The sequence below is a fragment of the Stappia sp. 28M-7 genome, from assembly GCF_014252955.1.
Lineage (GTDB): Bacteria > Pseudomonadota > Alphaproteobacteria > Rhizobiales > Stappiaceae > Stappia.
Genome location: NZ_JACMIA010000001.1, coordinates 2,034,761 through 2,053,408, shown reverse-complemented (window position 1 = coordinate 2,053,408; position 18,648 = coordinate 2,034,761). Strand labels below are relative to the sequence as shown.

Sequence of the window (18,648 nt, the reverse complement as noted above, 5' to 3'; positions counted from 1 at the left end):
GGCTGATATGCATATCGAACCCGGCGTCGTCGACGGCGCCAAGATTCTACTCAGCGTTGCGACCGCCGCCGCGTCTGTCGGCCTGATCGGCAAGATGGCGATCGACACCATTCGCCGCGACGGGGGCTTTGCCGCCCTGGTGGTCCGCTCGGTGATCGCGACCGCGCTGGTCTTCTGCTTCTTCGAAGTGCTTCCGACCAAGCCGGTCGGCGTGTCCGAGGTTCACGTCATTCTCGGCTCGACGCTCTATCTGATGCTCGGTGCCGGTCCGGCCGGCATCGGCCTTGCGCTCGGCCTGCTGGTGCAGGGCGTGTTCTTCGCCCCGGCCGACCTGCCCCAGTACGGCATGAACCTGACGACGCTGATCGTGCCGCTCTTCGCCATGAGCCTCCTGGCACGCCGCATCATTCCGGCAAAGACCGCCTACAAGGACGTCAGCTACAAGCAGGCGCTGGCCCTTTCGACCAGCTACCAGGGCGGCATCGTCGCCTGGGTCGGCTTCTGGGCGCTCTATGGCGGCGGCCTCGGCGCCGAGAACCTCGCCAATGTCGGCAGCTTCGGCCTCGCCTACCTGACGGTGATCATCGTCGAGCCGCTCGTCGATCTGGCCGTGCTCGCCGGCGCCAAGCTGTTCGACAAGGCCCGTACCGGCCTCGTCTTCCAGCAGCGCCTCTACCACGCTGCCGCCTGACGGCATCTCTTCCCGGCCGCCTCGTGCGGCCGGTTTTCTTTCGGGGGGCAGGCCCCTCACGCCTTGGAACAGGCAAAACGACAAAACAGCCTGAGGTGAGAAGACGTCCAGGACCTGAAGCAATGACGCGACCCATTCCGGGGCGTCCTGATCGACTTGAGAAAAGGATCGACTGCATGACGAGGTTCACATCCGCCGGGTTCGCCCGCACCGCTTTCCTGGCCGGCTCGCTGGCCGCAACCCTTGCCGCCACGGCGACGCCCGCCCTTGCGCATCTCAATCCCGGCGAGCACGGCTCCTTCGCCGCCGGTTTCAGCCATCCGCTGTTCGGCGCCGACCACATCCTGGCGATGATCGCCGTCGGCCTCTGGGCCTGGCAGATCGGCGGCCGCGCGATCGCCCTGGTGCCGGCCGCCTTCGTCGGCACCATGCTGCTCGGCTTCGCCCTGGCGCTCGGCGGCGTCGCCCTGCCCTTCGTCGAACCGGCGATCCTCGCCTCGGTCGTGGCGCTCGGCCTGTTCGTGGCGCTGGCGGTGCGGCTACCGCTCGCCGGATCGGCCGCCGTCGTCGCCGCCTTCGCCCTGTTCCACGGCCATGCCCATGGCGGCGAGATCGGCGCGGCAACGCAGCTCGCCTACGGCGCCGGCTTCGCGCTCGCAACCGCCCTGCTGCATGCCGCCGGCATCGCGCTCGGCTATGGCCTCGGCAAGCTCGCTTCGTCGCGCGGCCACGCCTTGACCCGCGCGCTCGGCGGTCTGACGGCGCTCGCCGGTGCCGCCCTGCTCATCAGCGGGTGACCGGCGACCACTTTACCGCCTCTGACCCTGAGCGGGGATAACCCGCTCGAGCGGGTGGTTTTCGCCCCTGGATCGGTCCGCCGCGGGGTTTTCGTGAGTTTGAGACCGGATTCTCGAATTTCGCGCTGTTTGCGACGGAATTTCGCAAAATCCGTCTCGAAATTTGCACGCGGCGAAACAGGCATGAAAACGCCCGGGCGAGCGAGATCTCGTCCGGGCGTCTTTTCTCAAGGAATTCAGGCGTCTGCGCCGATCAGGCAAGCCCTCGGCGGCCGAAGGTCGGGCGCGGATGTCCGCCGCCCGGCGGCACGCGGCGCTTTTCCACCACGACGGGCTGGCCCTGCGGCGGCAGACCGCTCGCCGCCATCGCTGTCCGGCTGCCGCCCTGGCCGCCCCGGCCATTGGCATGCCGGCGGATCAGGTCGTCGATCTCGTCGGCCGTCAGCCCGGATCCTGTCGCCGAGCCTGCATAGGCCTCGCCCCCGGAGCGTCGCGGCCCGAAGCGATTGGTGCCCGGCGTTCCGGGATAGAACGCCCATAGCAGCAAGAGGATCGCGCTGCCGATCAGGGGGATAAAGATCAGCAGATACCACCAGGCGCTGCGTCCGATGTCGTGCAGCCGGCGTGAGGAGATGCAGAAACTGGCCCATGAGATCATCAAGGCAGCGGCGACAATGATGATCGACACGTCGAGGGTCATCGGCCCGTAGCGTTTGGCATATCCCGATACGAACGCGAGAAAACCGAAGGCGATGACGGTGACGAAGGTGGAGCAGATCCACCAGTCGATCCGCCCCATACGCCCCTTCGGGCTATAAAAATTCTCCAACATGAAATTACCCGCAACCAGAACGTCAATGGCTGCAAGCTAGCATTGTGCAAACGGGGACAAAATGGCGGCTTCCTGCAATCTCCGATCTCGGTTAACCGGGGATAGCGGCACCGCCATTTCGCATTTCGGCCGTGCCGTCACGTCTTCGCGTCGCGCTGCGCGATCCAGTCGTGATCGGGATGGTTCTTGAAGCGCCACTTGCGCAAGGGGCCGGCCATCACGTTCAGATAGTACATCTGGTAGCCGTAGGGCGCGCCGCAGGGATGGTGGCCCTTCGGCACCAGCACAACGTCGCCGTCCGACACCGCCATCGTCTCGTCGAGGCTGCCGTCCTCGGTAAAGACGCGCTGGATGCCGAAGCCCGTCGCCGGATCGAGACGGTGATAGTACGTCTCCTCCAGATAGGTCATGTCGGGGTAGTTGTCCTCGTCGTGCCGATGCGGCGGATAGGACGACCAATGGCCCTGCGGCGTGAAAACCTCCGTCACCAGCAGGCTGTCGGCGACGTCCTTGTCCTCCATCGCGATGGGATGGATGTAGCGGGTATTGGTGCCCTTGCCGCGCTCCTCGAAACCGATGTTTTCGATCATCCCGGCTTCGTGCCCGCCGCTACCCGGCGCGGTGCACACGGCCAGCGTCAGCTCGGTCGTCGCCTTCGCTTCCCAGGACGAGCCGTTCGGCACGTAAAGGCAATGCGGCGGCTTGCGCTCGAAGACGCTCATGCGCTCGCCCCGCTCGCCGAAGGAGACCCCACCGGCGCTCAGCTCGGCCCGCCCCTCGACCAGCACCAGGATCGCTTCGCGGTCGCCCGTCGCCTCGCTCGCGCTCTCGCCCGGCGCCAGCCGGTAGAGCGTGAAACCCACATAGGACCAGCCGGCGCTCTGCGGCGTGATATCGTGCACCTTGCCGTGCTTGCCCTTTGGTTTCACCAGCAGATCGGCCATGGCGTCCCTCTCCCGTCTCGTGTGTATCGAGGCCTTGCGGCCCACCTTATCCCCGGTCGAGGCCGGTCTCGCGCGCCAGCGCTTTCAGCGCCTTGAGGCCCATCGACTGGTAGGTCACCGGGTCGCGGACCTCCGGGTCCTGCTCCGCCTCGATGACCAGCCAGCCCGAATAATCGTGCTTTGCAGCGGTCTTCAGCACCGGCGCGAAATCGACCCCGCCCTCCGGATCGCCCGGCACGGTGAAGACGCCCCGGCGTACCCCTTCCAGGAAGCTCAGCCCCTCTTTCCGAACCTCAGCCATCACATCCGGGCGCACGTTCTTGGCGTGGATATGTGAAACGCGGCCCATGTGCTTTTCGGCGAGCCGCGCCGGATCGCCGCCGCCGAAATACGCGTGGCCCGTGTCGAGCAGCAACCGCGTCGCCGGGCCGGTCAGCTCCATCAGCGCGTCGATTTCCTCTTCGCTTTCAATGATGGTGCCCATGTGATGATGGTAGACGAGCGGCACGCCCTCGGCCGCGCAATGCGCCGCGACCTTCTCCAGATCGGCGCAAAAGGCGGCGAACCGGTCCCTGTCGAGACGGGGGCGGTCGTTGACCGCAACCCCGTCATTGCCGTGGATAGCGTTGGAGGTCTCGCAGGCGATCAGCACCGGCGAGCCCATCGCCTTCAGCCGCGCCAGATGCTCGCCGATCGCCTCGATCTCGGTGTCGGCCGAGCGCGTCAGCAGATGCAGCGAGTACCAGGCCGAGACGAATTTCAGGCCGTGCGGAGCCAGCGTTGCGGCGAGCTCGGCCGGATCGATCGGAAACTTGTGGCCGTTCTCGATGCCGTCGAAGCCGATCTCGGCAGCCTGCGACAGACAGGTTTGAAGCGGAATGTGAGCGCCGAGGCTCTGGTCGTCGTCGTTGGACCAGGCAATCGGGTTGGTGCCGTAGAGGATCATCTGTTACGCCTTCAAAGGGTCGAAGCGGGGTGAAGACTAGTCGACAAGGTTCTGTTTTTTCACGGCCTTCTCGTAGGATGCACGGGCGGAGCGGACCGCCTCGCGGGTCGAGACCTCCGGCACCGCGACGTCCCACCAGTGGCCGCCGGCCTCGGTCGTCGCCAGCGGGTCGGTGTCGATGACGATGACGTGGCTGCGCTCCGACGCCCGCGCCCTCACCAGCGCGGCCTCAAGCCCCGCGATGTCGTCGACCTTCTCGGAGATCGCGCCCATCGAGGCGGCATGCGCGGCGAAGTCGATGTCGCTCGGCACCACATGGCGGGCGGTGTCGAGCAGGTTGTTGAAGCTCTCGCCGCCGGTCGCCCTCTGCAGGCGATTGATGCAGCCGAAGCCGCGATTGTCGAGCAGCACGACAATGAGCTTGCGGCCCAGCATCACCGAGGTCGCGAGCTCGGAATTCATCATCATGTAGGAGCCGTCGCCGACCATGACGACGACCTCGCGCTCGGGCTGCGCCATCTTGGCGCCGAGCCCGCCGGCGATCTCGTAGCCCATGCAGGAGAAGCCGTATTCCATGTGGTAGCCCATCGGCCGGGCAGCCTTCCAGAGCTTGTGCAGCTCGCCCGGCAGGCCGCCGGCCGCGCAGAAAACCACTGCGTTTTCATCGACATTGCGCTGGACGGCGCCGATCACCTGGGCATCGCTCGGCAGCGCGTTGCCATCGGGCGGCGGGGCTGTCGCCGCGTCCACGGCGGCGATCCACTCGCGCTTGAGATCATCCGCCGGCGGCGTGAACCGCGTGTCGCCAAGTGCCCGGCCCAAAGCCTCCAGCCCGTCGCGCGCATCGGCGCAGAGCGGCACGGCGCCGTGCTTGGCCGCATCATAAGGCGAGACGTTGAGGCTGACGAGCTTGCGGTCCGGCCGCGCGAACAGCGACCAGGAGCCGGTGGTGAAGTCCTGGAAGCGCGTGCCGACACCAAGCACCACGTCGGCCTCGGCGGCGACCGCATTGGCGGCCGAGGAGCCCGTGACGCCGACCGACCCCAAGTTGAGAGGATGGTCCCAGGCAAGCGCCGACTTGCCGGCCTGGGTCTCGACGACCGGAATGCCGTGCGCTTCGGCGAAACGCGCAAGCGCCTGATGCGCAAAGGAATAATGGATGCCGCCGCCGGCAACGATGACCGGGCGCTCGGCCGAGGCGATCAGGCGCGCGACCTCCTCCAGCTCGGCCGGATCCGGCTGGGGTCGGCGCATGCGCCAGACCTTCGGCTCGAAGAAGCTCTCCGGCCAGTCGAAGGCCTCGGTCTGCACGTCCTGGCAGAAAGCGAGCGTGACCGGGCCGCATTCGGCCGGGTCGGTCATCACGCGGAAGGCGCGCGGCAGCGCGGTCAACAGCTGCTCGGGCCGGGTGATGCGGTCGAAATAGCGCGAGACCGGACGGAAGCAGTCGTTGACGCTGACCGTGCCGTCGCCGAAGTCCTCCAGCTGCTGCAGCACCGGATCGGGCGCGCGCCCCGCGAAGACGTCGCCGGGCAGCAGCAGCACCGGCAGCCGGTTGACATGGGCCATGGCCGCGGCGGTCAGCATGTTGGTGGCGCCGGGGCCGATGGAGGTGGTGACGGCCATCGCCCGGCGGCGGCCGAGCTGCTTGGCATAGGCAACGGCGGCATGGGCCATGCCCTGCTCGTTGTGGCCGCGCCAGGTCGGCAGCTCATCGCGAACGCCGTAGAGCGCCTCGCCGAGGCCCGCGACATTGCCGTGGCCGAAGATCGCCCAGACGCCGGAGATGAAGGGAACGCCGTCCTCGTTCATCTGCCGGCAGAGATACCGCGTGACGGCCTGTGCCGCCGTGAGCCGGATGGTCGTCGTCATGCCGCTCTCCCGTCTGCCGCCCTCGCCCGGTCCCAGGCCGCGCAAAGCGTTTCGTATTTCGACGCCATGAGCGCGATCGCGCCCTCGTCGTCAAGCCTGCCGCCGAGCCAGCTCCGCGCCGCCTCGAAGAAGATGGTGCGCCCGACGGCAAAGCCCTTGACCAGCGGGAAGCGGGCAGCTTCCGCGAAACTGGCTTCCAGATCCTCGACCGGTGCGTCGAGACCGAGCACGACGATGCCACGAACATGCGGATCGTTCTCGGAAATCGCGGCGCAGGTCTGCGCCCAGGCGGCGGCGGAGACGGAGGGCTCCAGCTTCCACCAGTCGGGATAGACGCCGATCTCGTAGAAGCGGCGGATCAGCTTCGCCGTGGTGTCATCGCCGACCGGCCCGACCTTGGACGGAATGACCTCCAGCAGCAGCTCGAGCCCGTTGGCACGCGCAGCGCGCGCGAGCCGCAGCACCGTCGCCTCCTGCGCCGCACGCATCGTCTCGTCGTCGTCCGGATGACAGAAGCACAGGACCTTGACCACATGGTCGGCCGGCCATTCGGCAAGGCCGGAGCCAAAGTCCGGGCCGATTTCCAGTTCCAGCGGCCGGGAGCCGGGGAGTTCCACCGGGCGGCCGATCCAAAGGCCCGTGCCGGCGGCAGCGAACAGCGCCTCCTCTCCGAGCCGCCCGTCGCTGAGGATGCCGTAGCCGGGTCGCCCCGCCTGCACCCGGCAGGCGGCGGCAAGGCACAGCTTCTTGAAGGCGGGAATGCGAGCGGGGTCGGCGCCGAGCTCGGCGGCCAGTTCCTCCAGCTGCTTGCGGTGATCGAAGGCAAAGACCCGCATTTCCGGCCAGTCGCCCTTGCGGGTCGTCGACCAGTGGATCTGCTCCAGCTCCGCGTCCTTGCGCAGCGCCGGCACGCGCACGCCGCGCTCCAGGAAGAAGCACAGCTCCTCCCAGCTCGGATAGGACGGGGTGCAGCCGTGCCGCGAGACGGCCAGCGCGCCGCAGGCATTGGCATAGGTCAGCGCGCGCTCCCAGCCCTCGTCGCGCAGCCAGCCGCGCAAGAGGCCGGACATGAAGCCGTCGCCCGCGCCCAGCACGTTGAACACCTCGATGGGAAAGCCCGGGCCGGAGATGCCCTGGTCGAGATCGTCGGGGATCTCGGCCTCGAAGGCGACCGCGCCCATCGGCCCGCGCTTGCACACGAGCGTTGCGGCGGAGACAGCCCGCACGGCGCGCAGGGCCGCCAGCGTATCGGTGCTGCCGCCGGCTATGTGGAACTCCTCCTCCGTGCCGACGATCAGGTCGAAGAGGTGAAGATGCGACTGCAGCTTGGCGGTCACCGCGCTGGATTCGATGAAACGGCTTTCGCCGGCATCGTGTCCGGCAAGGCCCCAGAGATTGGGCCGGTAATCGATGTCGAGCGCCGTGCGGGCGCCGTTTTCGCGGGCAAGGCGCAAGGCCTTCAGCACCGCCGCCTCGGTGCGCGGGTTGGACAGGTGAGTGCCGGTGACGGTGATGCAGCCGGCTTCCGCGATGAAGTCAGGGTCGATATCGCCCTCGTCCAGCGCCATGTCGGCGCAATTCTCGCGGTAGAAGATCAGCGGAAACTGCTCGCGGTCGCGAATGCCCAGAAGCACCAGCGCGGTCAGCCGCTCCGGATCGGTCCTGACGCCGCGCACGTCGACGCCCTCGCGCACCAGTTCCTCGCGGATGAAGCGGCCCATGTGCTCGTCGCCGACACGGGTGATGAGGGCGGAGCGCAGACCGAGCCGCGCGGTGCCGGCCGCCATGTTGGTGGGCGAGCCGCCGATATACTTGGCGAAGCCGCGCATGTCCTCCAGCCGGCCGCCGACCTGGGAGCCGTAGAGATCGACCGAAGCGCGGCCGATGGTGATGACATCGAGCGGCCGCGCGTCCCGGCCTTGCTGCGAACTCATGACAACCTCTCCCCGCCCTGCCGGAACCGCAAAGGGGCCTATTCGCCCCTCAAAACGGAACATAAATTCCATTATGGCCGACTGCAACCGCTTTATCGCCCGCCCGTGGTGGAAAACGAGACCGGGGACCGCGACGGCGGGCGCGACGAAAACCACAAGAGATGCCGCTAGGATTGGCGGGTTTTGGCCTGATATCAATCCCGTAGAGAATCAAGCTACAGCCGGTCATCTGGTATCAGGCGCAGACCATGGGGCACGCACCGCATCCGATTTGACCGCTGCGCAAAGCGATCCAATCGGACCCAAATACGCCCCACGCCACCCCGTCCAGCCATGAAGCCATGCGGGAGCGAGGCCTTGCACAGCCGTGCAAAAACCGCATATGGAATTTTTGTTCCAAATTCTCGAACGGGGCTTCGGAAGCGATTTTCGTTGCATCGCAACATCAAACGTGGTCTATGCGGCGCAACGGCGTCCGCGTGGAGACACGAGCCTTTCGTGACCGGCGCCCAGACGCAACCTTCCTCCCGATCGTTGCCGATACGAAGCGCTGCTACCCGAGCGGCGGACAACATGGTCCGTTTTCGGTGCCGGCGCGCCCCCAAGGCAGCTGATCTGCGCAAGCTCCCTTCATGACAGACACGGACCGCGACCGCTCGCCCATGATGGCGTGCCGGCGCGAGCAAGGAGTCCGCTTGACCACGTTCAACGACCTCGGCCTCGCCGAGCCGATCCTCAAGGCCCTTGAGGCCGAGGGCTATACCTCCCCGACGCCGATTCAGGCGCAGGGCATTCCCGCGATCATGTCGGGCGCCGACGTGCTGGGCCTCGCCCAGACCGGCACCGGCAAGACCGCATCCTTCGTGCTGCCGCTGCTCAACCGCATCGTCGCGCAGAACAGCCGGCCCGAGCCGAAGACCTGCGGCGCGCTGATCCTCGCCCCGACGCGCGAGCTCGCCGCCCAGATCGCAGACAGCATCCGCGCCTATGGCCAGAAGGTGCGCCATTCGGCCACCGTCGTGGTCGGCGGCGTCCGTCCCTTCCCGCAGGTGCGCAACATGGCGCGCGGCGTCGACATTCTTGTCGCAACGCCGGGCCGCTTGATCGACCACATGCAGGGCGGTGCCATCCGTCTCGACAAGACCACCACCGTGGTTCTGGACGAGGCCGACCACATGCTCGACCTCGGCTTCCTGCCGGCGATCCGCCAGATCCTGGCGAGCCTGCCGCGTGACCGCCAGACGGTTCTGCTGTCGGCGACCATGCCGAAGCCGATCCGCGCGCTGGCCGAGGACTTTCTGAACAACCCGCAGGAAATCGCGGTGGCTCCGGCCTCCAAGCCGATCGACCGCATCGAGCAGAAGGTTCTCCTGATCGAGCGCGACGCCAAGCGCCAGGCGCTGGTCGACGTGCTGCGCAGCGAGGACATGGATCGCGCGATCGTCTTCACGCGCACCAAGCACGGCGCCGACAAGGTGACCAAGCAGCTGGAGCAGGCCGGCCTGTCGGCCGCCGCGATCCACGGCAACAAGAGCCAGAGCCAGCGCCAGAAGGCGCTCGACAACTTCCGCTCCGGCCGCACCCCGGTGCTGGTGGCTACCGACATCGCCGCACGCGGCATCGATGTCGATGGCGTGTCGCATGTCGTCAACTACGAGCTGCCGAACGTTCCCGAAGCCTATGTACACCGCATCGGCCGCACCGCGCGCGCCGGCAAGAGCGGCATCGCCGTTTCCTTCTGCGACCGCGAGGAGCGTCCGTTCCTGCGCGACATCGAGAAGCTGATCGGCAAGGTGCTGGTCGAGCGCGAGGACGACGGCCCGGCCCCGCGCAAGCAGGCGCGTGGCGGCGGCGGCCGTGGCCAGCAGCAGCAGCGCAAGCCCTTCCGCCCGCGCGGCGAAGGCGCCGCACGCGATGAAGGTCGCGGCGAGGCTCGCGGCTTCCGCGGCAGTGCCAACGGCAATGGCAATGGCGGCGCACGCAAGGACAAGCCGGCAGGCCAGCAGCAGCGCAACAGCCGCCCGCAGGGCGCCAAGCCGCGCGATCACAGCGGCGAGCGCGGCCGTGTCCGCTCGTTCCAGCCCGCGTAACGCGGCAACGCCGAAACACGCTTGAAAACGAACGCCGGCGCGGATCCCTCCGCGCCGGCGTTTCTCGTTTCAGGGCAAGGCTCCCCGCCCCTGCCCGCGTCAGTCGGCGGCGCGCACCAGTTGGTTCTGGGTGCCCAGGCCGTCGATGCCGAGCGCCAACCGGTCGCCCGGCTTCAGATAGACCGGAGCCGGCTTGATGCCCATGCCGACACCCGGCGGCGTGCCGGTGGAGATCACGTCGCCCGGATGCAGGCTCATCATATGCGACAGGTAGGAGATCACCTTGGCGACGCCGAAGATCATGGTCGCGGTGGAACCGGTCTGCATGCGCTTGCCGTTGAGGTCGAGCCACAGGCCGAGCGCCTGCGGGTCGGCCACCTCATCGCGGGTGACCAGCCAGGGGCCGAGCGGGCCGAAAGTGTCGGCCGACTTGCCCTTGGTCCACTGACCGGCGCGCTTGGTCTGGAAATCGCGCTCGGACACGTCGTTGGCAACGCAGTAGCCCGCGACATGGGACAGCGCATCGGCCTCGGACACGTATTTGGCGTGACGGCCGATAACGACGGCGAGCTCCACCTCCCAATCGGTTGCTACAGAGCCGCGCGGCAGCTCGATACCGTCGTCGGGACCGCAGATCGCCGAGGTCGCCTTCATGAAGACGATGGGCTCGGGCGGCACGTCGAGACCGGATTCGGCCGCGTGGTCGGAATAGTTTAGGCCGATGCAGACGAACTTGCCGACCTGGCCGACACAGGGACCGATGCGCGCGCCCTCTTCCACCAGCGGCAGCGAGGCAGGATCGAGCGCGGCAATGCGGGCCAGCCCCTCGTCGGAAAGGGTCTTGCCGGCGATATCGTCGACATGGGCGGAAAGATCGCGGATGCGCCCTTGCGCATCGACAAGGCCGGGGCGCTCGCTGCCGGCAGGTCCGAAACGGACGAGTTTCATGGAAGGTCTCCTCAAAAGCGACCGTGCAAACGGGGTCGCGCGATCATAGGCGGTTGAGGAAAAACGGCAATCGCCGCACCGACGGGATCACGATCGGCCGGAACGGGCGTCCGGCAGAACCAGCGAATAGCTTGTGGAGCGCCCGCCGCCGGGATCGCGCGCGAGAATGCCGCGGGCGACAAGATCGTTGATATCGCGCAGCGCCGTATCGGGCGAGGTCTTGGTCAGCTTCGCCCATTTCGACGAGGTGAGCTTGCCGTCGAAGCCGTCGAGCAGGCGGTTCAGCACCTTGCGCTGGCGTTCGCCGAGCGGCTCGCCGGCCAGCCCCTGCCAGAAGGCCGCCTTGCGCAGCACGTCCTCGAGAATGCGGGCAGAATCGTCCAGCGCGCGGTCGAGGCAGGCGAGAAGCCACAGCAGCCAGGGCGTGATGTCGAGATCGCCTTTCTGGGTGCGCTCGAGGATCTCGTAATAGCCCTTGCGGTCCTGCCGGATCTGCGAGGAGAGGCTGTAGAAGCGCTGGCCGCTGCCCTCGGAACGGGCCAGCGCCATGTCGCCGACCGCGCGCGCGATACGGCCATTGCCGTCCTCGAAGGGGTGAATGGTGACGAACCACAGATGCGCGAGCGCGGCCCGCAACACCGGGTCGAGCGTATCCGGGCTCTCGAACCACTCCAGGAAAGCGGCCATCTCGCCGGCAACACGGGACGCGGGCGGAGCCTCGAAGTGGACCTTCTCGCGGCCGAAGGGGCCCGAGACCACCTGCATGGGTCCTGCCTCCTCGTCGCGCCAGCGACCGACGGCGATGCGCAGCATGCCGCTGCGCCCCGTGGGAAACAGCGCCGCGTGCCAGCCAAACAGGCGCTCCTGCGTGAGCGGCTTGTCGAACGCACCGACCGCATCCAGCGTCATCTCGACGACGCCCTCGACATTGCGGTCGACCGGCGGCAGGCCGCCGATATCCATGCCGAGCCGGCGGGCGATGGAGGAGCGAACCTGGCTGCGCTCCAGGATCTCGCCCTCGATCTCGCTCGACTTCACGACATCCGCCGTTAGCGTCTCCAGAACCGCCTCGGAGCGCAGTTCGAAGCCAAGCGCATCCATGCGCCCGGCCAGCCGTCCCTGCCGGTGACGCACGGCCGCCAGCGGGCCGGAGACCGCCGCATGGTCGAAGTGGACTTTCGGCCACGCATCGAGTTGATGGATATAGGTCGCCATTCTCCGCACCTTTTGCGGAGAATATAACCCTCATTCGCCGCAACTGCAATTAATCACCGCATATCATGCGGTGATTAGCGGGTTTAATCGCCGCACGAGCCAGACATGCGGGGTGGGCACCACTCTTGCGAGCAGTCGTCGCGGATTGCATTGTAACGCTTTGACGCCTCGAGACACTCGAAACGACAGGGCCCCGCAGATGACCAGAGCATTCACCCACCTGATGTTCCAGGGCAAGGCGCGCGCCGCGCTGGAGACCTATCAGGCGGTGTTTCCCGATTTCGCCCTCGACCTGCTGGAGCTGAACGGCGACGACACGGCCTCCCCCGGAACGGTGCGCATGGCGAAGGTCTCCTTCGCCGGCCAGAACCTGATCGTCATCGACAGCCCGATGCCGCACGACTTCGACTTCACGCCATCCATGTCGCTGTTCGTCGAGATGGAGGATGCGGAGGCGCTCGACACTGCCTTTGCGCGCCTGTCGGACGGCGGCACGGTTCTCATGCCGCTGGACAATTACGGCTTCAGCCCGCGCTTCGGCTGGCTGATCGACAGGTTCGGCCTGTCCTGGCAATTGTCGCTGCCGATGTAAGGGCGACAGCCCGCGCGGCTGCAGCTCAGATGGCGGGCGACGGGTCTTCTGCGCGGGCTGTGGACGGCGGCGCGGGCGGATGGACGTAGCCGGTGGCAAGGAAGGTCCGGCCCCGGCCGTCCTGCTTGGCGCGGTAGAGTGCGTCGTCGGCGCTGCGGATCACCGACTTGGCAGTGAGCGCATCGTCCGGCCACCAGGCGACGCCGATGCTGGCGCCGACCGAGGCCCGGCCGCCATCGAACACGATCTCCGAACAGACGCTGTCGACGATCGCATCGCACAGGGCCAGCACCGAGGCGCGGTCGAGCCCCTCACGCAGCAACACGATGAACTCGTCGCCGCCGACACGCGCGGCCATGCCCCGGTCGCCAACGGATTCCAGAATGCGGGCAGACACGGTACGGATCACCAGATCGCCGATGGGATGACCCCAGGTGTCGTTGACCTGCTTGAAGCGGTCGAGATCGATGCACAGGACCGCGCAGCGGTCCTGTTCGCTGCGCTGCAGGACGCGCTCCATCTCCTGTTCGAACTGCAGCCGGTTGGGCAGGCCAGTGAGGGCGTCGTGATTGGCGAGGAAGCGGTTGCGCTCCTCGCTCTGCTGCAGGCGACGGAGGCTGCGGGCAAAGCGCTGGGCAACGAAGCCGAGCGCGATGGCCGCCAGAACCAGAACACCGACCAGCAGCGGCAGTGCCTCGCGCCAGATCACGGCGGAGGGATGGCTGCGGACCCAGGTGGCGACGAAGCGCGGAGTGCCGTCGCCCAGCGGGATCACGTCGCTGTCTGCCGGGACCGCGTCGACCGGGTGGATCGCGAAGTCCTTCAGGCCGAGCTTGCGGCCGATTTCCGTCAGGATCGACGGCATCAGCGGCTTGAAGGTGAGGAGAATGTTGGGCGGCCCGTCGGGCAGCACGGCATCGTCGTCGGGCACGATGGCCTGGGCGACGATCATGTTGATCTCGCCCTTCACCTCCCGCACGTCGGAAACGTAGAGCGGGCTGGACGAGCGCACCGGGTGGCGGGACACCCGGAAGCCGCTTCCCTGCCGTTCCCGGGCGGAGGCATAGGCCTGGCGTGCCGCCTCGACGAGATCGGCGGCCAGGGCGACGTAAGCCTCGGCCTCCGTCTTGGAGCGGATATCGTCCTCGAAGATCAGCAGGCGCGGCAGATCGTCGGGCCCGACCATGACGGTCGTCTGGATGCCGAAGTCTTCCCAGTGCCAGTTGGCGATCTCCTCGCGAACGAACGTCCAGTCGATACGGGCGACAAGCGCCCTCACCGCTTCGTCCCAGTGGGACACGCGCGACTGGTCGTCGGCAAGAATCTCGACCTGACGGTCGACCTCGTTTCGCACCAGATGGCGCTCGTCCTGCGCGCGCACCTCGTCGGCGATGCCGCCGGCGCTGCCGAGCATATGCGTGTTGGAAAGCGCGAAGGCGACGACAACGGCGGCACATACCAGATAAATCGCCAGCGCCATGTTGCGCTTGCGTCCGTCCAGCCAGTGCCCCATCGATTTTGTTCCGATCTGCTGCATGGGCAGCACCGTGGCACGAAGACTTGAATGTTCACCTAACCGATGTGGTTCCCGTGCCATTAACGATTGGACCCGGAAAGAACCTGCGGTAGCGCCCACACCTTGATCTCGCGCAAGGCGAGACTCGTCTCGCCGCACCATAATGGCGCCGGGCTGGACGGAAAATCGCAACGGGGAGACCGATGGGAAAGACGATGAAAGCCGCCGTGGTGCGCGCGTTCGGCGCACCGCTCGACATTTGCGAAGTGGTGCGGCCGGAGGTAGCGCCCGGCAAGATCTTGGTGAAGATCGCCGCCAGCGGGGTCTGCCACACCGACCTGCACGCGGCCGAGGGCGACTGGCCGGTGAAACCGCAGCCGCCCTTCATCCCGGGCCATGAAGGTGTCGGCACCGTCGCCGCGGTCGGGGCCGGCGTCACCAGCGTGAAGGAAGGCGACCGGGTGGGCGTGCCGTGGCTGCACACGGCCTGCGGCCATTGCCGGCATTGCGTCGGCGGCTGGGAAACCCTGTGCCACGACCAGCAGAACACCGGCTATAGCGTCAATGGCGGCTTTGCCGACTATGTGCTCGCAGATCCGGACTATGTCGGCCACCTGCCGGACGGGCTGGCCTTCGCGCCCGCAGCGCCTGTGCTGTGCGCCGGCGTCACCGTCTACAAGGGGCTGAAGGAGACCGAGGCGAAGCCCGGCCAGACCGTTGTCATCATCGGCATCGGCGGGCTCGGCCACATGGCCGTGCAATATGCCAAAGCGATGGGGATGCACGTGATCGCCGTCGACATCTCCGATGAGAAGCTGGCCCTGGCCCGCGCGCTCGGCGCCGACATGACCCTCGATGCGCGAAGCGGCGACGTTGCCGCCGAGGTGCAGAAGGGCGGCGGCGCGGAAGGCGTGCTGGTGACGGCGGTGTCGCCCAAGTCGTTCAGCCAGGGGTTCGGTATGCTGGCGCGCGGCGGCACGATGAGCCTCGTTGGCCTGCCGCCCGGCGACTTTCCGCTGCCGATCTTCGACACCGTGCTGAACCGCAAGACCGTGCGCGGCTCCATCGTCGGCACGCGCAACGATCTTGCCGAGGCACTCGCCTTTGCAGCGGACGGCAAGGTCGCGGCACATTACTCGGTGGACCGGCTGGAGAATGTCAACGCGATCTTCGACACGATGCGCGCCGGCAAGATCGACGGGCGCGTGGTGATGGAGATCTGACGCGAACGGCTCAGCCGCGCTCCAGCGCGGCGAGCATGAACGAGACGCGCTCGGCGACCGGGACTTTCGGCAGCAGCCGGGTCTCGTAGCCGAGCGCGGGCAACTCGCTCGCCAGGCGCTCGTATTCCTCGACCGCGGCGGCAAAGCCGTGCCGGCGCTCTTCATCACCCGCATGGATCTCCGGCCAGGGCGGGGCAAGAAAGACCAGCGGGCTATAGCGGTAGCGACAGGCGAGCGTCGCAAGAACGGCGCGCCCGGTCGCGGCCTCGAAGGCGGATGCGGCATCGATCACGCCTCGGTCGAAGAAGGTCCAGCCATCGCCACCCGCTCCGGCATGCGCGCCGCGCCAGTCGGCGACGGCCATGCGGATCGCCCGCCGGGCAAAGGCGGCAAGATCGACCCAGGGCAACGCGCTACCCTCTCCCGCCAGTTCCTCGCGGACGATGCGCCGGCCGGGTTCCTCGACCGTTCGGTGACCGAGATGGGCAAGCTCTTCGATCAATGTGGATTTTCCGCCACCGGAACAGCCGGTGACGAGCACGAAACGCTCATGCATGGGAAGGCTCTCTTTATGGGGAAACCGGGGGCGGCGCATCAAGCGCCCTGCCCCGCGTCCCTTGAGCCTACATCGCGTCGTAGTCGAGCACCACCGTGTCGGAGACCGGGCGCGACTGGCAGGTGAGGACGAAGCCCGCCTCGATCTCCCAAGGCTCGAGCGAATAGTTGACCGCCATATCGACCTCGCCGGCCTCGACCTTGGCGCGGCAGGTGCAGCACATGCCGCCCTTGCAGGAATAGGGAACCTCGACGCCCGCGCGCATGGCCGCATCGACGATGGTCTCGCCGGCCGCGACCGGTACCGTGACGCGGGCTCCATCGATGATCAGTTCCGCGCGCGCCTCGTGGGCGGTCTCGGAGACCTTGTTCGCGGGCTTGGCCGCATGCGGGGCCGAGCCGTCGGCCGGCGTGAAGAACTCGCGGTGGATGCGCTCGCCCGCCACGCCGAGGCGCGACAGGACTTCGCTCGCGGTCTCGATCATCTCGCCGGGACCGCAGAGGAACACTCCGTCCGCCTCCGCCACCGGCATCACATACTTGAACAGGCGTTCCAGCTTTTCCGCATCCAGCCGGCCGGAAAGGATCTCCACGTCCTGGGTCTCGCGCGAGAGCACATGGAAGACGCCGAAGCGGGTCGGGAAGACGTCCTTCAGGTCCTCGATCTCTTCCTTGAAGATGATCGTCTGGGCGCTGCGATTGCCGTAGAACAGGAAGAACTCGCTCTCGGGCTCGCGGGTCAGCACCGTGCGGATCATCGCGAGCACCGGCGTGATGCCGGAGCCGGCGGCCACCGCCACGAGACGGCGCGGGCCGCCCTCATGCGCCGGCAGCACGAAGCGGCCCGACGGGGTCATCACGTCGATCTCGTCGCCGGCCGCCACGTTCTCGTTGGCGAAGGCGGAAAAGACGCCGCCGTCGATCTTCTTCACCGCGACACGCAGCTCGCCGTCATCCTCGCCGGCGCAGATCGAATAGGACCGGCGCACTTCCTCGCCGCCGATCACCGTGCGCAGGGTGAGATACTGGCCGGCGGCGAAGCGGTAGGCTTCTCGCAGGCTCTCCGGCACGTCGAAGGAAATCGACACGGCCTCGGGCGTCTCGCGCCTCACTTCGCGGACCTTCAGCGCATGGAATCTCGGCGACATGCGGTTTCTCCCTCAAAAGCTTCCGGCGGCATCCGCTGCCTGCCAGACAAGACGCCAGCTCAGTGGCACTTGAAATAATCGAACGGCTCGGCGCAGGAGCGGCAGCGCCAGAGCGCCTTGCAGGCGGTGGAGCCGAACTCCGACACCTTCTCGGTGTCGATCGAGCCGCAGCGCGGACAGGCGACCTCGTCGTCGCCGAACAGGGCACGGCGGGAGGCCTTGCCGGCCGGCGGGGCGATGCCGTAGGCGCGCAGCTTTTCGCGCGCCTCCTCGCTCAGCCAGTCGGTGGTCCAGGCCGGCGACAGGACGGTATTGACCCGCACCTTACCGAAACCCTCCGCCATCAGCGCGGTCTCGATGTCCATGGTGAAGACGGCCATGGCCGGACAGCCGGTATAGGTCGGCGTGATGTCGACCTCGACCGTGCCGTCGGAGGCGATGCGCACATCGCGCAGCACGCCGAGATCGCCGATGGTCAGCACCGGAACTTCCGGATCCGGCACCTGCGCGGCGACCTCGAAGGCACGCCGGCGGGCGCTCTCCCCCGCGATGTCGTGCAGGCGCGAGCCCATCTCCATCACCACCTGTGGCCCGGCCAGGCCCGCTGCATGTACTGCATCTGCGACAGCAGGTGGCCGAAGCTCTCCGAATGACGGCCCGAACGGCCACCGGTCTGGAACCAGCCATCGGGCGGCAGGCGCAGCGTCGCCTCGTCCAGCACCTCGCGCAAGGTGGCGTGCCACTCGTCGCGCAAGCTCGCCGGGTCGACCGCGATACCGGCGGCAACCAGCCGCTCGACCACGCCGTCGATCTCGAACAGCTCTCCCGTATAGGGCCACAGCTGATCGACAGCGGCCTGGGCGCGCTCATGGCTCTGCGTGGTGCCGTCGCCGAGGCGAATGGTCCACTCGGCCGAATGGCGCACGTGATAGGCCGCTTCCTTCTCCGCCTTGGCGGCGATGGCGGCGAGCGTTGCGTCCTTCGAGGCCTTCAGCTCGCGCCACAGCGGCAGCATGAAGGCGGAGAAGAACAACTGGCGCAGGATGGTCTGGGCGAAGTCGCCGTTCGGCTGCTCCACCAGCAGGCAGTTGTTGAACTGGCGCTCGTGGCGCAGGAAGCAGAGCTGGTCCTCGTCGCGCCCCTCGCCTTCCACCTCGCCGGCATAGGTGTAGAGCGCGCGCGCCTGGCCGATATGGTCGAGCGCGACATTGGCGAGGCCGATATCCTCCTCCAGCGTCGGCGCATGGCCGCACCACTCGCCGAGGCGCTGGCCCAAAATGGCCGCATCGTCGGCAAGGCGCAGGGTGTAGGCAAAGAGGTCGGCGGTCTGGTCGGTCGTGGTCAT

17 protein-coding genes are annotated in these 18,648 nt (G+C 67.4%); 5 read left to right on the top strand and 12 right to left on the bottom strand.

Annotation, left to right across the window (positions count from 1 at the left end; all coding sequences use genetic code 11):
• The first annotated feature begins 7 nt into the window (after window positions 1-7).
• Both H7H34_RS08925 and H7H34_RS08920 read left to right on the top strand, forming a co-directional pair.
• Window positions 8-691, top strand: a complete 684-nt coding sequence (locus H7H34_RS08925; RefSeq protein ID WP_185924979.1) for an energy-coupling factor ABC transporter permease — start codon at window positions 8-10, stop codon at window positions 689-691.
• A gap of 176 nt (window positions 692-867) precedes the next feature.
• On the top strand, window positions 868-1,488 hold the full coding sequence (locus H7H34_RS08920) for a HupE/UreJ family protein (RefSeq protein ID WP_185924978.1): 621 nt from the start codon (window positions 868-870) through the stop codon (window positions 1,486-1,488).
• 253 nt (window positions 1,489-1,741) lie between these two features.
• On the opposite strand, the gene H7H34_RS08915 is transcribed toward H7H34_RS08920, so the two are convergent.
• From H7H34_RS08915 to H7H34_RS08895, 5 genes are all read right to left on the bottom strand, one after another.
• The gene (locus H7H34_RS08915; RefSeq protein WP_185924977.1) at window positions 1,742-2,320 is read right to left on the bottom strand and encodes a DUF805 domain-containing protein; all 579 of its coding nucleotides are present in this window, start codon (window positions 2,318-2,320) and stop codon (window positions 1,742-1,744) included.
• Window positions 2,321-2,457: 137 nt separating this feature from the next.
• A complete protein-coding gene (gene iolB / locus H7H34_RS08910) occupies window positions 2,458-3,264 on the bottom strand; it encodes a 5-deoxy-glucuronate isomerase (RefSeq protein WP_185924976.1) in 807 nt (268 codons plus the stop codon).
• Window positions 3,265-3,310: 46 nt separating this feature from the next.
• Window positions 3,311-4,210, bottom strand: coding sequence for a myo-inosose-2 dehydratase (gene iolE / locus H7H34_RS08905; RefSeq protein WP_185924975.1), 900 nt, complete (start codon window positions 4,208-4,210; stop codon window positions 3,311-3,313).
• Window positions 4,211-4,246: 36 nt separating this feature from the next.
• The gene (iolD, locus tag H7H34_RS08900) at window positions 4,247-6,082 is read right to left on the bottom strand and encodes a 3D-(3,5/4)-trihydroxycyclohexane-1,2-dione acylhydrolase (decyclizing) (RefSeq protein WP_185924974.1); all 1,836 of its coding nucleotides are present in this window, start codon (window positions 6,080-6,082) and stop codon (window positions 4,247-4,249) included.
• Window positions 6,079-8,016, bottom strand: coding sequence for a bifunctional 5-dehydro-2-deoxygluconokinase/5-dehydro-2-deoxyphosphogluconate aldolase (locus tag H7H34_RS08895; RefSeq protein WP_185924973.1), 1,938 nt, complete (start codon window positions 8,014-8,016; stop codon window positions 6,079-6,081). The genes iolD and H7H34_RS08895 overlap by 4 nt, the downstream gene beginning before the upstream one ends.
• A 695-nt stretch (window positions 8,017-8,711) precedes the next feature.
• On the opposite strand from H7H34_RS08895, the gene H7H34_RS08890 reads away from it, so the two are divergent.
• On the top strand, window positions 8,712-10,106 hold the full coding sequence (locus H7H34_RS08890; RefSeq protein WP_185924972.1) for a DEAD/DEAH box helicase: 1,395 nt from the start codon (window positions 8,712-8,714) through the stop codon (window positions 10,104-10,106).
• Window positions 10,107-10,205: 99 nt separating this feature from the next.
• Here the strand turns inward: H7H34_RS08890 and H7H34_RS08885 are convergent, their stop codons facing one another.
• A complete protein-coding gene (locus H7H34_RS08885) occupies window positions 10,206-11,054 on the bottom strand; it encodes a fumarylacetoacetate hydrolase family protein (RefSeq protein ID WP_185924971.1) in 849 nt (282 codons plus the stop codon).
• Window positions 11,055-11,141: 87 nt separating this feature from the next.
• On the bottom strand, window positions 11,142-12,269 hold the full coding sequence (locus tag H7H34_RS08880; protein ID WP_185924970.1) for a Fic family protein: 1,128 nt from the start codon (window positions 12,267-12,269) through the stop codon (window positions 11,142-11,144).
• Between the two features lie 199 nt (window positions 12,270-12,468).
• On the opposite strand from H7H34_RS08880, the gene H7H34_RS08875 reads away from it, so the two are divergent.
• A complete protein-coding gene (locus H7H34_RS08875) occupies window positions 12,469-12,861 on the top strand; it encodes a VOC family protein (RefSeq protein ID WP_185924969.1) in 393 nt (130 codons plus the stop codon).
• 25 nt (window positions 12,862-12,886) lie between these two features.
• Here the strand turns inward: H7H34_RS08875 and H7H34_RS08870 are convergent, their stop codons facing one another.
• Window positions 12,887-14,398 carry a diguanylate cyclase domain-containing protein gene (locus H7H34_RS08870; RefSeq protein WP_185924968.1) on the bottom strand — a complete coding sequence of 504 codons (1,512 nt, stop codon included), beginning with the start codon at window positions 14,396-14,398 and terminating at the stop codon, window positions 12,887-12,889.
• Between the two features lie 182 nt (window positions 14,399-14,580).
• Here H7H34_RS08870 and H7H34_RS08865 point away from each other — a divergent pair, with 182 nt between their 5' ends.
• On the top strand, window positions 14,581-15,600 hold the full coding sequence (locus H7H34_RS08865; RefSeq protein WP_120268209.1) for a zinc-dependent alcohol dehydrogenase: 1,020 nt from the start codon (window positions 14,581-14,583) through the stop codon (window positions 15,598-15,600).
• Window positions 15,601-15,610: 10 nt separating this feature from the next.
• Here H7H34_RS08865 and H7H34_RS08860 read toward each other — a convergent pair whose 3' ends face one another.
• From H7H34_RS08860 to paaC, 4 genes are all read right to left on the bottom strand, one after another.
• Window positions 15,611-16,156 (bottom strand): AAA family ATPase, encoded by a 546-nt coding sequence (locus tag H7H34_RS08860; RefSeq protein WP_185924967.1) that lies wholly within the window; start codon window positions 16,154-16,156, stop codon window positions 15,611-15,613.
• A 67-nt stretch (window positions 16,157-16,223) separates the two neighbouring features.
• Entirely contained in the window at window positions 16,224-17,303 is a 1,080-nt protein-coding gene (gene paaE / locus H7H34_RS08855) for a 1,2-phenylacetyl-CoA epoxidase subunit PaaE (protein ID WP_120268211.1), read from the bottom strand.
• Between the two features lie 59 nt (window positions 17,304-17,362).
• Complete coding sequence (gene paaD, locus H7H34_RS08850; RefSeq protein WP_371811452.1) at window positions 17,363-17,881, bottom strand: 1,2-phenylacetyl-CoA epoxidase subunit PaaD; 519 nt, start codon at window positions 17,879-17,881, stop codon at window positions 17,363-17,365.
• Window positions 17,881-18,648 (bottom strand): 1,2-phenylacetyl-CoA epoxidase subunit PaaC, encoded by a 768-nt coding sequence (paaC, locus tag H7H34_RS08845; protein ID WP_120268213.1) that lies wholly within the window; start codon window positions 18,646-18,648, stop codon window positions 17,881-17,883. Before paaC ends, paaD begins: the two co-directional genes overlap by 1 nt.

Bases quoted from the DNA above. Each gene is read 5' to 3' on its own strand.
- H7H34_RS08925 (WP_185924979.1), top strand. From the start codon at position 8: ATGCATATCGAACCCGGCGTCGTCGACGGCGCCAAGATTCTACTCAGC.
- H7H34_RS08920 (WP_185924978.1), top strand. From the start codon at position 868: ATGACGAGGTTCACATCCGCCGGGTTCGCCCGCACCGCTTTCCTGGCC.
- H7H34_RS08915 (WP_185924977.1), bottom strand. From the start codon at position 2,320: ATGTTGGAGAATTTTTATAGCCCGAAGGGGCGTATGGGGCGGATCGAC.
- iolB (WP_185924976.1), bottom strand. From the start codon at position 3,264: ATGGCCGATCTGCTGGTGAAACCAAAGGGCAAGCACGGCAAGGTGCAC.
- iolE (WP_185924975.1), bottom strand. From the start codon at position 4,210: ATGATCCTCTACGGCACCAACCCGATTGCCTGGTCCAACGACGACGAC.
- iolD (WP_185924974.1), bottom strand. From the start codon at position 6,082: ATGACGACGACCATCCGGCTCACGGCGGCACAGGCCGTCACGCGGTAT.
- H7H34_RS08895 (WP_185924973.1), bottom strand. From the start codon at position 8,016: ATGAGTTCGCAGCAAGGCCGGGACGCGCGGCCGCTCGATGTCATCACC.
- H7H34_RS08885 (WP_185924971.1), bottom strand. From the start codon at position 11,054: ATGAAACTCGTCCGTTTCGGACCTGCCGGCAGCGAGCGCCCCGGCCTT.
- H7H34_RS08880 (WP_185924970.1), bottom strand. From the start codon at position 12,269: ATGGCGACCTATATCCATCAACTCGATGCGTGGCCGAAAGTCCACTTC.
- H7H34_RS08875 (WP_185924969.1), top strand. From the start codon at position 12,469: ATGACCAGAGCATTCACCCACCTGATGTTCCAGGGCAAGGCGCGCGCC.
- H7H34_RS08870 (WP_185924968.1), bottom strand. From the start codon at position 14,398: ATGCAGCAGATCGGAACAAAATCGATGGGGCACTGGCTGGACGGACGC.
- H7H34_RS08865 (WP_120268209.1), top strand. From the start codon at position 14,581: ATGGGAAAGACGATGAAAGCCGCCGTGGTGCGCGCGTTCGGCGCACCG.
- H7H34_RS08860 (WP_185924967.1), bottom strand. From the start codon at position 16,156: ATGCATGAGCGTTTCGTGCTCGTCACCGGCTGTTCCGGTGGCGGAAAA.
- paaE (WP_120268211.1), bottom strand. From the start codon at position 17,303: ATGTCGCCGAGATTCCATGCGCTGAAGGTCCGCGAAGTGAGGCGCGAG.
- paaD (WP_371811452.1), bottom strand. From the start codon at position 17,881: ATGGAGATGGGCTCGCGCCTGCACGACATCGCGGGGGAGAGCGCCCGC.
- paaC (WP_120268213.1), bottom strand. From the start codon at position 18,648: ATGACCACGACCGACCAGACCGCCGACCTCTTTGCCTACACCCTGCGC.